General features: G+C 69.3%; 11 protein-coding genes and 2 pseudogenes. 6 read left to right on the top strand and 7 right to left on the bottom strand.

Going from position 1 to position 12,845, the window contains the following annotated elements; genetic code table 11:
• The first annotated feature begins 352 nt into the window (after positions 1–352).
• Both H293_RS53825 and H293_RS0130515 read left to right on the top strand, forming a co-directional pair.
• Positions 353–841 (top strand): ABC transporter permease, encoded by a 489-nt coding sequence (locus H293_RS53825; RefSeq protein WP_020121625.1) that lies wholly within the window; start codon positions 353–355, stop codon positions 839–841.
• A 90-nt stretch (positions 842–931) separates the two neighbouring features.
• The gene (locus tag H293_RS0130515; RefSeq protein ID WP_028808335.1) at positions 932–1,423 is read left to right on the top strand and encodes a hemerythrin domain-containing protein; all 492 of its coding nucleotides are present in this window, start codon (positions 932–934) and stop codon (positions 1,421–1,423) included.
• Positions 1,424–1,513: 90 nt separating this feature from the next.
• Here H293_RS0130515 and H293_RS0130510 read toward each other — a convergent pair whose 3' ends face one another.
• Positions 1,514–1,684, bottom strand: coding sequence for a hypothetical protein (locus H293_RS0130510; RefSeq protein WP_020121623.1), 171 nt, complete (start codon positions 1,682–1,684; stop codon positions 1,514–1,516).
• 271 nt (positions 1,685–1,955) lie between these two features.
• Here H293_RS0130510 and H293_RS55325 point away from each other — a divergent pair, with 271 nt between their 5' ends.
• Entirely contained in the window at positions 1,956–2,234 is a 279-nt protein-coding gene (locus H293_RS55325) for a WhiB family transcriptional regulator (protein ID WP_020121622.1), read from the top strand.
• 127 nt (positions 2,235–2,361) lie between these two features.
• Here H293_RS55325 and pntB read toward each other — a convergent pair whose 3' ends face one another.
• From pntB to H293_RS0130495, 3 genes are all read right to left on the bottom strand, one after another.
• Positions 2,362–3,828: a Re/Si-specific NAD(P)(+) transhydrogenase subunit beta gene (pntB, locus tag H293_RS0130505; RefSeq protein WP_028808334.1), complete on the bottom strand. Its 1,467-nt coding sequence runs from the start codon at positions 3,826–3,828 to the stop codon at positions 2,362–2,364.
• Between the two features lie 6 nt (positions 3,829–3,834).
• Positions 3,835–5,391: a Re/Si-specific NAD(P)(+) transhydrogenase subunit alpha gene (locus H293_RS0130500; protein ID WP_020121620.1), complete on the bottom strand. Its 1,557-nt coding sequence runs from the start codon at positions 5,389–5,391 to the stop codon at positions 3,835–3,837.
• A 361-nt stretch (positions 5,392–5,752) separates the two neighbouring features.
• On the bottom strand, positions 5,753–6,892 hold the full coding sequence (locus tag H293_RS0130495; protein ID WP_020121619.1) for a PucR-like N-terminal domain-containing protein: 1,140 nt from the start codon (positions 6,890–6,892) through the stop codon (positions 5,753–5,755).
• An 87-nt stretch (positions 6,893–6,979) separates the two neighbouring features.
• Here H293_RS0130495 and H293_RS0130490 point away from each other — a divergent pair, with 87 nt between their 5' ends.
• The gene (locus tag H293_RS0130490; RefSeq protein ID WP_020121618.1) at positions 6,980–8,035 is read left to right on the top strand and encodes a ferredoxin reductase; all 1,056 of its coding nucleotides are present in this window, start codon (positions 6,980–6,982) and stop codon (positions 8,033–8,035) included.
• A 7-nt stretch (positions 8,036–8,042) separates the two neighbouring features.
• Positions 8,043–9,161, top strand: coding sequence for a fatty acid desaturase family protein (locus H293_RS0130485; protein ID WP_020121617.1), 1,119 nt, complete (start codon positions 8,043–8,045; stop codon positions 9,159–9,161).
• A gap of 333 nt (positions 9,162–9,494) precedes the next feature.
• Here the strand turns inward: H293_RS0130485 and H293_RS55320 are convergent.
• Positions 9,495–9,986: pseudogene (locus H293_RS55320) on the bottom strand (oxidoreductase); the annotation flags it as partial.
• Positions 9,987–10,043: 57 nt separating this feature from the next.
• Between H293_RS55320 and H293_RS55315 the strand changes: the two are divergent.
• Positions 10,044–10,267, top strand: a pseudogene (locus tag H293_RS55315) (MmyB family transcriptional regulator); the annotation flags it as partial.
• 197 nt (positions 10,268–10,464) lie between these two features.
• Here the strand turns inward: H293_RS55315 and H293_RS0130470 are convergent.
• Positions 10,465–11,790 (bottom strand): LLM class flavin-dependent oxidoreductase, encoded by a 1,326-nt coding sequence (locus H293_RS0130470; protein ID WP_020121614.1) that lies wholly within the window; start codon positions 11,788–11,790, stop codon positions 10,465–10,467.
• Positions 11,787–12,845: an aliphatic sulfonate ABC transporter substrate-binding protein gene (locus H293_RS0130465; protein WP_020121613.1), complete on the bottom strand. Its 1,059-nt coding sequence runs from the start codon at positions 12,843–12,845 to the stop codon at positions 11,787–11,789. The genes H293_RS0130470 and H293_RS0130465 overlap by 4 nt, the downstream gene beginning before the upstream one ends.

Raw genomic sequence — 12,845 nt, 5'->3', positions numbered from 1 at the left:
CGCGATCGGCTCGCCGCCCTGAACTCGCCGGCGAGGTCACTGTCAAGGACGTGGCGGCCGAGCGAAACGAGTTCGCCGGGCCTTCCCCGCCGATGGCGACGCCCGCGTCGGAAGGCTCAACGGCGTGCCGCACGCCGGGGTCTACTGGAACGACGTGGGCTCCGAATGAGAGCCGGATGTCGCCGCCGCCCCCGTCGGCGACAGCACCGAGGGCCTGCAGATCGACGTCGTCGCCGCCTCGCCCGGTCCTCTTCGGGCCACCGTCCCCACCCTCGCCCAGGGCCGCCTCTACGACGGCTGTCCGTCCCGGACGAAACAGCCCGTCGCCGTCATCGGCGGCGAGCCCTTCACCGTGATCCGCATCCTCTCCGACGTCAGCCGCGAGGCCGCCTTCCTGCTCTCCGTGATGGTCCCCCGCACCCCCGCCGAGGCCCTGTGGGGACCACCCGCCGACGGCTCGAATGTGCTCATCGCCACCGACATCGGCGCCGCCGTCCAGATCGCCGCCGAAGCCCCCACCGTGCTGCGCCCCGACCATCCCGAGTACCTGAAGGCCCTCCCGCCCCCCGACCCCAGGATGCTCCCGACAGACGTCACCTCCCAACTCGACCAGCTCTTCCTTCTCCTCGCGGGAAAGTGGCTGGTGATTGGCGCCGTCGGCATCGCCGACACCACGCCCGCTGTTGTCACCGTCGCCGTCGTACGGGACTGGACCCCGGTCGTAGACCCTGCCACGGTCGTAGCGGCCCCCGTGGTCGGCCCGGCGGCCGGCCTACTGGCGGGGCTGTACCCGGCCTGGAGAGCGGCACGTACCCAGCCCAGCGAGGCACCGCAGCGCTGATCCCGCGAATCAGGTTGTGCTGCTGAACACCGCAGAACGGGGTAGCTGGATTCCTGCAAGGTCCCCCGCACGAAAGTGATGCCTACCCCCATGGCGCAGACACGAGACGTGGTTGAACTCATTCTCCAGGACCACAGGAAGATGGAGGATCTCTTTCACCTGATGCGCAGCGTCGAAGCCGACCGGGCCGCAGCCCTTCGGGAATTCTCCGATCTGCTGATCGCCCACGCCCTGGCGGAAGAGGCGAAGGTGTATCCCGCCCTGAAGCGCTACAAGAAGATTGACGACGATGAGGTGGAACACGGCGAGGAGGAGCACGAGGAGGGCAACAAGGCACTCCTGGAACTCCTGGAAGTCGAAGAGGTCGGCTCCGAGGAGTGGGACGAGAAGCTCGAAGAACTCGTGCAGGCGGTCACGCATCACGCCGACGAGGAGGAGCGCACCATCCTGAACGGAGCGCGCGAGAATGTGGCCATGGAGCGCCGCGAGGAACTGGGCGAGGCGTTCATGGCAGAGCGCGAGCGTCAGCTGAAGGCAGGCTGCGGCGCTGTCGACAATGTGCGCCGCATCGTCGGTTCCTGACCGCATTCCGTAGCCACCTCCCCTGATCCGGAACATGTCTGTGGGCCCCTGAGGCTTCAGGGGCCCACAGACATGCTGTTGCTTGGCGGATTACCAGCGATACCAGCGTCCCTTGCGGCCGCCTGTGTCGGCGGAGCGCATGACGAAGCCCAGCAGCCAGACGACCAGCACGATGACGGCGAGCCACCACAGTGCCTTCAGCGCGAAACCCGCGCCGAAGAGGATCAGAGCCAGCAGAAGAACGACAAGCAGGGGAACCATAGTTATCAACCTCCGTCGCTCCTCGTGCCCGGCGAATGCAAGAACACACAGCGGATTTCCCTGGTTTCTCTCCTCCTCTCGCGGGAATTCGGACCAGTTCCGAGATGTAGTTGCAGTCGGTGTCCTCCCGGGAATACGGGGGTCTGCTCTTCGTCGGTCCGCTATGGCCTTCTTCCGGTCGAGAGGCATAACATGCTGTACACCTCTGCCGGGACCGTGGCTCTCAAGCCGCGTTCACACCTGTGCCCTGGACGGACCGTGGAGGTGCGGTATGGCTCGTACACCCTCGATCGACAGTCGTCGTTACGCCTGGCGTCTCCGGGCGCTGTGCGTCGGCGAGGATCCCGAACTGTTCTTCCCTCTGGTGGAGACGGACACCGCGACGGCGCCCGCCCGGGCCGTGTGCCGCCGGTGCCCGGTACTGGTGGCCTGCCGTGACTGGGCCGTCCGCCACGGTGAGACGGACGGCGTCTGGGGCGATACGACCGCGAGCCAGCGTAGAGCGATCCGCGGCGCCCTCCTCAGTGAACGAACGTCTGGATCCGCCTGAGCGGGGTCGCGAGCGTGAGGTGCGGGCACCGGCAAGGGCGGTACCGCAGGGCCCGGTCCTGAAGCACCGGGCCTCCCCGGCCGGTTTCCCGCACCTCCGCGCTTCTGTGAACGCGAGGAATCGCCCGTCAGCGACTGGACACCTTCGGCTGCCGTACCGTCGGCGCCGCGTCGCGTCGGCTGTCGGACTCCAGTACGCGCAGGATCTCCTCCACGCTCTGTTTGGCGTCGCCGAACAGCATGCCGCTGTTCTCCCGGAAGAACAGGGGGTTCTGCACACCCGCGTAACCGGAGGCCATGGAGCGCTTGAAGACGACGACCTGCTCGGCCTCCCAGACCCGCAGCACCGGCATCCCGGCGATCGGGCTCGCCGGGTCATCGGTCGCGGCCGGATTGACGGTGTCGTTCGCGCCGATGACCAGCACGACCGAGGTGCCGCCGAAGTCGTCGTTGATCTCGTCCATCTCCAGGACGATGTCGTAGGGCACCTTCGCCTCGGCCAGCAGTACGTTCATATGACCGGGCAGGCGCCCGGCGACGGGATGGACTCCGAAGCGAACCTCGACGCCCCGCCCGCGCAACTGCCGCGTCAGCTCCGCTACGGGATGCTGGGCCTGCGCGACGGCCATGCCGTAGCCGGGAGCGATGATCACCGAGCGGGCCTGAGCGAGCATCTCGGCCACCTCCGCGGCCCGCACCTCACGGTGCTCCCCCTGCTCCTCCGCGCCGCCGGACGGCGCCTCGATACCGAAACCGCCCGCGATGACGGAGAGGAAGGAACGGTTCATCGCCTTGCACATGATGTACGACAGGTAGGCGCCGGAGGAGCCCACCAGCGCGCCGGTGACGATGAGCAGGTTGTTGTCGAGAAGGAACCCGGCCGCGGCCGCCGCCCAGCCCGAGTAGCTGTTCAGCATGGAGACGACGACGGGCATGTCGCCGCCGCCGATGGAAGCGACCAGGTGCCAGCCGAGCGCCATGGCCAGCACGGTCACCATGATCATCAGGGGCAGGCTGGGACTGATCGTGAACCACACGGTCAGCGCGACGAACGCCACGAGCGCCCCGACGTTCAGGGCGTTCTTGCCCGGCAGCATCAGCGGCCGGGACTTGATGCGCGCCGACAGCTTCAGCAACGCGACGATCGAGCCGGTGAAGGTGACCGCGCCGATGAAGAGGCCGATGAACACCTCGGCGTGGTGGATGCCCAGCAGGTCGGCACCGATCCGGTCCTGCGCCGCGCCGTGGGACTCCACCTCCAGGTAGCTGTTCCAGCCCACCAGCACCGCGGCCAGGCCGACGAAGCTGTGCAGGACGGCGATGAGTTCGGGCATCTGCGTCATCTCGACGCGCCGGGCCCGCCACAGGCCCAGCGCCGCACCGAGCGCCATCGCCAGCACGATCAGCGCGACCGCTCCGGCGCTGATGCTGCGCGACGCGACGACTACGGTGGCCACCAGGGCGAGGGCCATGCCGGCGATGCCGTAGACGACGCCGGCACGGGAGGTGCGGTGCTGGGACAGACCGGCCAGGCTGAGGATGAACAGCAGGGCGGCGACCAGGTCGGCCGCGTGGGAAGCCGTCAATGAAGTCATCTCGACTCAGCCTTTCGAGAACATGGACAGCATGCGGCGGGTGACGGCGAAACCTCCGAAGATGTTGACGCTCGTCAGCAGGATCGCCACGACGGACAGCGTGGTGACGATCCAGCTCTCGTGGCCGATCTGCAGCAGGGCGCCGATCACGACGATCCCGGAGATCGCGTTGGTCACCGACATCAACGGGGTGTGCAGTGCGTGGTGCACCTTGCCGATGACGTAGTAGCCGATCACCACCGCCAGTGCGAACACCGTGAAGTTGCCGGCGAGTTGGGCCGGAGCGAAGGCCACCAGCAGGAACGTCGCGAGCATTCCGAGCCCGATGAGGCCGAAGCGCCGGGCGGGCGTCAGTCCCGACTGGTTCGGTGCGGGCGGCTCGGGTGCGGCCGCGGGCGGTGCGGCCGGTGCGGCCGAGACCGCGACGGGGGGCGGCGGCCAGGTGACCTCACCTTCCCGCACCACGGTCACCGCCCGCTGCACGACGTCGTCGAAGTCGATCGTCAGCTGCCCGGCCTTGCCAGGGGTCAGCAGTTTCAGCAGGTTCACCAGGTTCGTGCCGAACAGCTGCGAGGCCTGGGCCGGAAGCCGGGAGGCGAGGTCGGTGTAGCCGATGAGGGTCACGCCGTTGTCGGTCACCACGATCCGGCCCGGCACAGTGCCCTCGACGTTGCCGCCCATCGCGGCGGCCATGTCGACGATGACGCTTCCGGGCCTCATCACGGCCACGTCCTCGGCCGTCAGCAGCCGCGGCGCGGGCCGCCCCGGGATCAGCGCCGTGGTGATGACGATGTCCACGTCCCCGGCCTGGTCGTGGTAGAGCTCGGCGGCGGCGCGATCGTAGTCGGCGGAGGTCGCCTTGGCATAGCCGTCGGTGCTCGCCTCCTGCACGGCGTTCACCGGCAGGTACTCGCCGCCCAGCGACTTCACCTGGTCCGCGACCTCCGGGCGGGGGTCGGTGGCGCGCACGATCGCCCCGAGGCTGGAGGCGGCGCCGATCGCCGCGAGACCGGCCACGCCCGCGCCGGCCACCAGCACCTTCGCCGGCGGCACCTTGCCCGCCGCGGTGACCTGACCGGTGAAGAACCGTCCGAAGACGTGCGCGGCCTCGATGACCGCGCGATAACCGGCGATGTTCGCCATCGAGGACAGCACGTCCATCGACTGGGCCCGCGAGATACGCGGCACGGCGTCGAGCGCCAGGGCCGTCACCCCGGCATCGGCGAGCGCCTGGAGCAACTCGGGATCCTGTGCCGGGGCCAGCAGGGCGACCACGACCGCGCCCCTCCGCAACCGGCGGATCTCGGCCTCGGTGGGGGCGTTCACCTTCAGGACGACGTCCGCCTCCCATGCCTCGGCGATCCGCGCGCCGACGTCGGCGTACGCCTGGTCGTCGAAGCCCGAGGCCTCGCCGGCCCCGGACTCGACGACGACCTCGTAGCCGAGGCCGAGCAGCAGCCGTGCCGTCGCCGGGGTCGCCGCGACCCGTGTCTCTCCGGAGACGGACTCGGCGACGACGCCGACGCGGTGAGGAGGATGGTGCGCGCTTTCTTCAGCAGACATGTCCTGTATCTCTCGTCAAAGGAGGTGCGAAAGGGAGATCTGCGCTGCGTGGGTTACGACGTCCTGCCCCGTGATCGCCGGTACCTAACCCGTCGGTCGGGTACGGCCGACAGCACGTGGGACCCGACGTGAAGCGAGCGCTCCGGTGCCCAGCCCCGGTGGCTGGTCCGACGACCGGCAACCCGCGACGACCAACTCGTCTCCACCGGTGCGGGCATCGCCTCCCCGTCCGCCGATCTCGCCCAGGAGCACGCAGGCGTCGCCGTACTGCGGCCGGCTCCACGCCGCCCAACAGCCCTCTATTACCGACACCGAGGGGCAGCGAGCTCGCGGACGCGGTTGCGGACGGTCGAGGTATGGGTCAGCTGCCCCCAAGACCGACCGCCAGGGTCAGTTCAAGGACCCGGTCCGGCGATGCGAGATCCGGAAACAGCTCCCTCAGCTGCGACATCCGGTACCGGACCGTCTGGGGATGGACGAACAGCGCCGCCGCCACCTCCTCCCGCCTGCCCTGGTGCAACAGCCACGCCCGCAACGTCTCCTCCAGCCGCCGTGCGGTCGCGACCGGCAAGGTCCGCAACGGTGCGAGCGCTCGGGCACGCAGGTCGGCGAACGCGTCCACGTCGGCGCTCAGCACCAGCTGGGGCAGGTGGTCCTCCGTGTCGCGGATGTCGGCGGAGAGGGAGCGCGCGCGGGCGGCTCGGGCGTACGAGGCGGACGCACGCGTCCATGGCCGGGCCGGGCCGACCACGGCGCTGCGGTCGGTCAGCTGCCGCAACAGATGTGAGCGGTCGGCGTCGGGGACGAGCAGCACGCCGGTGGCGTCCGGCTGATCGTCGACGACGAGGGTGGTCGGGTCGAGCGTGCGGTAGGCGGGCCGGGCCTGGGCGGCGGGCAGCAGGACCGCGGTCAGCGAGACAGGAGGCTGCCATCCGGCCCGTTGCGCGGAGACCAGCAGTACATCCGGGCTCGCGCCGGCGAGAAGGTCGCGGGCCAGGTGTTCCAGGTGGCGCTCGTGGGCCCGGCCCTGGGCGGCCAGTTCGTCGGCGTGGCCCGCGGCGCTCGCGGCGGAGAGCTCATCGATGTACGCGAAGGTCAGCTCGGCGAACTTGGCGACCTCGGCGGCGGGCAGACCCGCGGGTACGGCACCCGCCGCCAGGCATCGCCAGGCCACGCGGGCACCGACGCGGTAGGCGCTGAGCAGGGCGTCCATCGAACGGCCGTCACGCACCTCGCCGCGACCCAGCTCATAAGCCGCGTCACCGGCGTCACCGCCCGTGGCGGTCCCGCTCGCCAGGTCCAGGTAGTGCCCCAGGGCGGTACGCACGGCCCGGCGGATGGTGCCGCCCATACGACCCGACAGGGCATTGGCGTAGGGAGGGACCTCGTCGATGATCGCCTGGACGATCTCGTCCGCGGTGGCCTTCAGCGAGGTCCGAAGGACAGTGACCGTCGTCTCGTCCAGGGCCAGTTCGCTGGCCCTCTGGATTGCATGGCTCATGGTTTTGTTCCCTGCGAACAATTCAGCCGACCAGATTTACGTCCTGCGGTCAGGACTTTACGCCCTGAGGCACAGCAAGCTGGAGTCATGACGAGTGTGGCCCTGCGCGGCAGGGCGTGGAAACTGCTGGAGATGGTCACGACGCCGCTGCTGCCGTCGGACTACCTCGACCTGGTCAGCCCGCTGCGAGCGGGCGCTGACCTCCGGGGGCGCATCGAGGCCGTCCACCCCGAGACGGGTGACGCCGCGACCATCGTGATCAGGCCGGGACGGGGCTGGCGCGGCCACACGGCCGGTCAGTACGTGCGGATCGGGGTGGACGTCGACGGGGTGCGTCTGTGGCGTGCCTACTCCATCACCTCGCCGACCAACCGCCAGGACGGCCGCGTCACGATCACCGTGAAGGCGATCCCGGACGGCAAGGTCAGCAACCACCTGGTCCGCAGAGCGAAACCGGGCACGCTGATCCAGCTGGATCAGGCGACCGGTGACTTCGTGCTGCCGCAGACCAAGCCCGCCAAGGTGCTCTACCTGACGGCCGGCAGTGGCATCACGCCGGTGATGGGCATGCTGCGCGACACCGAGTTCGACGACGTCGTCATGGTCCACTCCGCGCCGCAGCCGCACGACGTGATCTTCCGCAGCGATCTGCACGAGCTGGTCGCGGACAAGAAGCTGCGTCTGACCGAGGTGCACACCGACACGGACGGCATGCTCGACATCGCCCGTCTCGACGAACTGGTGCCCGACTGGGCCGAGCGCGAGACCTGGGCCTGCGGGCCCGCGGGCCTGCTCGACGCCGCCGAAAAGCACTGGAGCGACCACGGCATCCCGGAGCGCCTGCACACCGAACGCTTCCGCCCGAGCATCGTCGCCGCCGGCGACGGCGGCGAGGTCACGTTCAGCACCACCGGCAAGACCGTCGACGCGGACGGCGCCACGCCGTTGCTGGACGTCGGCGAGGAGGCCGGCGTGCTCATGCCCTCCGGGTGCCGCATGGGCATCTGCTTCGGCTGCGTCACCCCGCTCAAGGCGGGCGCCGTCCGCGACCTGCGCACCGGCGAGATCACCGAGGCCGAGCCGGGCGTCCTCATCCAGACCTGCGTGTCCGCCGCGGCGGGCCCCTGCGACATCGAACGGTAGGAGCACCTTGACCGCCATCGACCCCACCGCCCACCTGAGCACGCAGCAGATCGAGGAACTCGGCCGCGAACTCGACGCGATCCGCGACGAGGTGATCGCCGGCCGCGGCGAGAAAGACGCCGCCTACATCCGCAAGGTCATCTCGGCGCAGCGCACGCTCGAACTGGTCAGCAGGGGCGTACTGCTGTTCTCGATCTTCCCGCCCGCATGGCTGATCGGCACCGCCGGACTGTCCGTGGCGAAGATCATGGACAACATGGAGATCGGCCACAACATCCTGCACGGCCAGTGGGACTGGATGCGGGACCCGAAGATCCACTCCACCACCTGGGAATGGGACCACGTCTCACCGGCCGACCAGTGGAAGCACTCGCACAACGAGCTGCACCACACCTACACCAACGTGATCGGCAAGGACAACGACCTCGGCTACGGCATCATGCGCGTGGACGAGGACCAGAAGTGGCACCCGTTCCACCTCGGCCAGCCGCTGTGGAACTTCCTCAACGCCTGCTTCTTCGAGTACGGCATCGCGGCGTACGACCTGGAGCTCGGCAAGAACCTGAACAAGCGCCGCCGCAAGAACCCGGAGTTCCGCGCGCGGGCCAAGGCCGTCGGCCGCAAGATCCGCAAGCAGGTCCTCAAGGACTACGTGATCCACCCGCTGCTGTCCGGCCCCTCGTTCCTCCCCACGCTCGCCGCCACCTTCACCGCGAACCTGGTCCGCAACATCTGGTCCCACTCGGTGATCATGTGCGGGCACTTCCCCGAGGGCGTGCAGGTCTTCGAGCGCCGGTCGATCAAGGGCGAGACGCGCGGCCAGTGGTATCTGCGTCAGATGATGGGCTCCGCGAACATCAGCGGCAGCAAGGCCATGCACTTCATGACCGGCAACCTCTCGCACCAGATCGAGCACCACCTGTTTCCGGACCTGCCGAGCAACCGGTACGCCGAGGTCGCGGTGAAGGTGCGCGCACTGTTCGAGAAGTACGAGCTGGAGTACGTCACCGGGTCGCTGCCCAAGCAGGTGTTCTCCGCGTGGCACAAGGTCTTCCGGCTCTCGCTGCCGAACAAGAAGCCCGCGGTCAAAATCCCGGACCGCGAGCAGGAGCTCGTCGCGGCCTGACTCCCGGTATGGGTGCAGGTCTTTCGGCCCTGTCGGCGGCACCGCCGGGTGCGGTGAGATCCGCTGCGGACGGTGAGCGGCCGCGACATCGGACCGTACGACACGTGATCCAGGCAGCGCGGTGTCCGGCTGCGCTGCCTGGGCGTGCGCCGGGCGCCCCGGCACACAGCTCCCGGCAGGGCCCCCTCCGGTGCGAAGGGCCCCGGTCCAGTTGTGGCGTCGGTTCCGCCGGCCGCGTCCCCGCGGCCTCACGTTCTCCCCTCAGAGGGACTTCGGTCACCTGAACCTCGCGTCCTGCCTTGCCGCACCCACCGGCGATGACATCTATTCAGGTCATGCGCTGTCAGCGACCAGCGCAGGGTAGTCGGTGTAGCCGCGGTGCTCGCCGCCGTAGAAGGTGGCCGCATCGGGGGTGCTGAAGGGACAGCCGACCGCGAGGCGGGCGGGCAGATCCGGGTTGGCCAGGAACAGCGCGCCGAAGGCGATGAGGTCCGCGGTGCCGTCCTCGATGGGGGCGAGAGCGCCGGGGCCGGTGGTCTCTGGGTGGCTGAAGGGGTTGAGGATGAACGCCGTCGGCCAGTCCTTGCGCAGCCGGGCGGTCAGGTCGTGGTCCGGGCTCTCGACCAGGTGCAGGTAGGCGAGGTCCGGCCGGGCGAGTCCGGTGATCAGGGTGGCGTAGGTGGCCAGTGGGTCGGCCGGGTCGGTCTCGGCGATGTCGTTGTAGGGGTTGCTGGCGGAGATGCGGAAGCCGGTCCGGTGGCCGCCGATCGCCTCCGCGTCAGCCCGGGCGAACTCGATGCCGAAGCCGGCCCGGTCCGCGGCGCCGGCGTGGTCGGCGCCGGGACCTCAGCCGGCCGTCTGCTTCGCGAGAGCGCAGGCTCGGTCAAGGAGAGATGCCACGGCATCCAGCGCCTGCATCACCCACTCGTCGGCGAACTCGACCTCCCCTCGAGTCGTTCCACCAGGCCGACGACCACGAACAGATGCTGGTGACGTACCACGCCGAACCGGGCTCCCCGTCGGCGGAGGCGCTGCGCCTGCTGGCCAGCCGCGGCGCGGACGCGACAAGGGCGGGAACGGGCACGTCGTCGGCACGCACGCCATGACGAACTCCCTTTGATCATCGGTAGTTGACTGCGCGCCACGCCCAACGCCCTTTCGCACGGCAGTCACCTCCGGCACGCGGTGTCGGATTCAGGACGGCGCGGTCGCGCGGGCGTGCTGCGGTTGGGCCGTGAGCCCCTCGACCCGCAGCGCGGGCGGACTCCCGCCACTCCGGGAGGCGGCGGGAGTCACGAGCGGGTCAGCCGTGGAACTGGTTCGCCGGGACCGGGAGCCCGTAGTGCTCGCGCAGTGTCGTGCCTTCGTACTCCTCGCGGAACAGCCCCTTGCCCCGCAGGATCGGCAGCACGTGCTCGACGAAGGCCGCGAGGCCCGACGGCAGGGCGGGAGCCATGATGTTGAACCCGTCCGCGGCGCCACCCTCGAACCAGGCGATGATCGTGTCCGCGATCTGCTCGGGCGTGCCGACGAACTCGAAGTGGCCGCGCCCGCCGCCGAGCCGGGAGATGATCTGCCGGACCGTCAGCTGCTCGCGCACCGCGAGATCGATGATCAGGTCGGAACGGCTCTGCGAGCCTTCCAGCTTCGGCCTGGCGAGGATGTAATCCGGGAGGGGATCGTCGAGCGCGAAGGCCGACGGCTCGGTCTCGAACACGGCGGCCAGCTGGCGCAGCCCGTACTCCGGGACGCGCAGCTCGTCGAACTGCCGGGCGAGCGCGCGGGCTTCCGCCTCGGTCGACCCGATGTACGGGACGATACCGGGCAAAACGATCACGCCGTCCGGGTCACGGCCCGCGACCCTTGTCCGGGCCTTGATGTCGGCGTAGAAGGCGGCCGCGCGCTCGTACGTGGTGTGTGCGGTGAAGATGGCCTCGGCGTGGCGGGCCGCGAAGTCCTTGCCGTCCTCCGAGGAGCCGGCCTGGACGAGCAGCGGGTAACCCTGCGGCGGGCGCTCGACGTTGAGCGGGCCGGCCACCTTGAAGTACCTGCCCTCGTGGCCGAGCCGGTGCAGCCGCTCGGGGTCGGCGTAGCGTCCGGTGGTCCTGTCCGCGACGACGGCCTCGGACTCCCAGCTGTCCCACAGCGCCTTGGCGACCTTCAGGAACTCGTCGGCCCTGGCGTAGCGTTCGGCGTGGCCGGGGCGGTTGTCGAGGCCGAAGTTGGCTGCCTCGTCCGCCCCTGCCGAGGTGACGATGTTCCAGCCGGCGCGGCCACCGCTGACGTGGTCGACGGATGCGAGTCGACGGGCGAGGTTGTACGGCTCGTTGTACGTCGACGAGACGGTCGCGATAAGGCCGATCCTGCTCGTCGCCTGGGACAGCGCGGTCAGCAGGGTCAGCGGTTCGAGCTGGCCCGGCGGCCGGAACTCGCCGGTGCCGATGAGGGCGGGGCCGTCCGCGAGGAACAGCGAGTCGAACTTGGCGCTCTCGGCCAGCTGCGCCAGCTCGACCCAGTGCCGCAGGTCGAAGTCCGCCCGGGGATTGCTGTGCGGGAGCCGCCACGCCGCCTCGTGGTGGCCCGCTTCCATGAGGAAGGCGTTGAGATGGAGCCGCCGTCTCTCGCTCATGAGGTCACCTTCAGCTTGGAGCTGTCGTAACCGGCCGGGAGGAGGTTGTCTGTGATCGACTTGACGTCGACCTTCTTGGTGATCTGACCCGCCTCCAGGAAGGCGTCGGCGAGCTTCTGCTCCAGCTCGATGTCCGACTGCTCCACCGGGGTCACCCGGTTCGAGTAGGCGGCCAGGGATGCCTTGGCGTCGGCCGGCGGGATGCCCTGCTCCTTCGAGAGTGCCTGCGCGTACTTGTCGGGGTTCTTGACACCCCAGGCGAACTCCCGCGACAGCCTCTTCAGGACGTCCGCGAGAGCGGCACGCTTGGCCTTGTCCTTCAGCGACGCGTCACTGGCGACGTAGTAACTGCTCGTCTGGTCGATCGGCGGGAGGCCCTTCACCAGGATCCGCGCGCCGTTCTTGACCGCGATCGCGGACTGCGGGTTCCAGATCGACCAGGCGTCCACCTTGCCCGTGTTGAACGCCGTCGCACCGGCTGCCGGATCGAGGAAGGCCAGCTTCACGTCCTTGGGGGTGAGGCCGACGCTCTTCAGCGCGTTCAGGGCCAGGCCGTGGGCCGAACTGCCCTGCGGTACCGCGATCTTCTTGCCCTTGAGGTCGGCGGCCGTCCTCAGCTTCGAGCCCTTCGGCACGATGATGTTCTCCACCGCCTGGTCGGGCGTGAGCGAGCGGTTGACGGCGACGACTTTGAAGCCGTACTCCTTCGCCGCACCCGTGATCGGCGGTACGTCGCCGACGCTGCCGAGGTCGATGTCGCCCGAGGCGGCGGCCTGCACGAGGGGCGGGCCGTAGGTGAAGCGGGCGAACTTCACCTTGTAGGGCGCGTTGTCGAACACGCCGGTCAGCTTCGCCAGCTCCTGGCTGCCGTCACCGCCGTTGTCACCGATCGTGAAGGTGTACTTGCTCCACTCGGGGTGCTTGGCGTCGCTCGCGTCGGCGGCGTTGCTCAGCGGCGCCGCCGTGTCCGACGACGACGATCCGCAGGCGGCGAGGGTGCCCGCGAGGGCGAGCGAGCCGACGGCGCCGACGAGTCTGCTGGTTCTCTTGCGCAT

The sequence above is a fragment of the Streptomyces canus 299MFChir4.1 genome (assembly GCF_000383615.1).
GTDB lineage: Bacteria > Actinomycetota > Actinomycetes > Streptomycetales > Streptomycetaceae > Streptomyces > Streptomyces canus_C.
This window is presented reverse-complemented; position numbering and strand designations above follow the sequence as displayed.

Bases quoted from the DNA above. Each gene is read 5' to 3' on its own strand.
- H293_RS0130510 (WP_020121623.1), bottom strand. From the start codon at position 1,684: ATGGTTCCCCTGCTTGTCGTTCTTCTGCTGGCTCTGATCCTCTTCGGC.
- H293_RS0130470 (WP_020121614.1), bottom strand. From the start codon at position 11,790: ATGAGCGAGAGACGGCGGCTCCATCTCAACGCCTTCCTCATGGAAGCG.
- H293_RS0130515 (WP_028808335.1), top strand. From the start codon at position 932: ATGGCGCAGACACGAGACGTGGTTGAACTCATTCTCCAGGACCACAGG.
- H293_RS0130500 (WP_020121620.1), bottom strand. From the start codon at position 5,391: ATGTCTGCTGAAGAAAGCGCGCACCATCCTCCTCACCGCGTCGGCGTC.
- pntB (WP_028808334.1), bottom strand. From the start codon at position 3,828: ATGACTTCATTGACGGCTTCCCACGCGGCCGACCTGGTCGCCGCCCTG.
- H293_RS0130465 (WP_020121613.1), bottom strand. From the start codon at position 12,845: ATGCGCAAGAGAACCAGCAGACTCGTCGGCGCCGTCGGCTCGCTCGCC.
- H293_RS55325 (WP_020121622.1), top strand. From the start codon at position 1,956: ATGGCTCGTACACCCTCGATCGACAGTCGTCGTTACGCCTGGCGTCTC.
- H293_RS0130495 (WP_020121619.1), bottom strand. From the start codon at position 6,892: ATGAGCCATGCAATCCAGAGGGCCAGCGAACTGGCCCTGGACGAGACG.
- H293_RS0130490 (WP_020121618.1), top strand. From the start codon at position 6,980: ATGACGAGTGTGGCCCTGCGCGGCAGGGCGTGGAAACTGCTGGAGATG.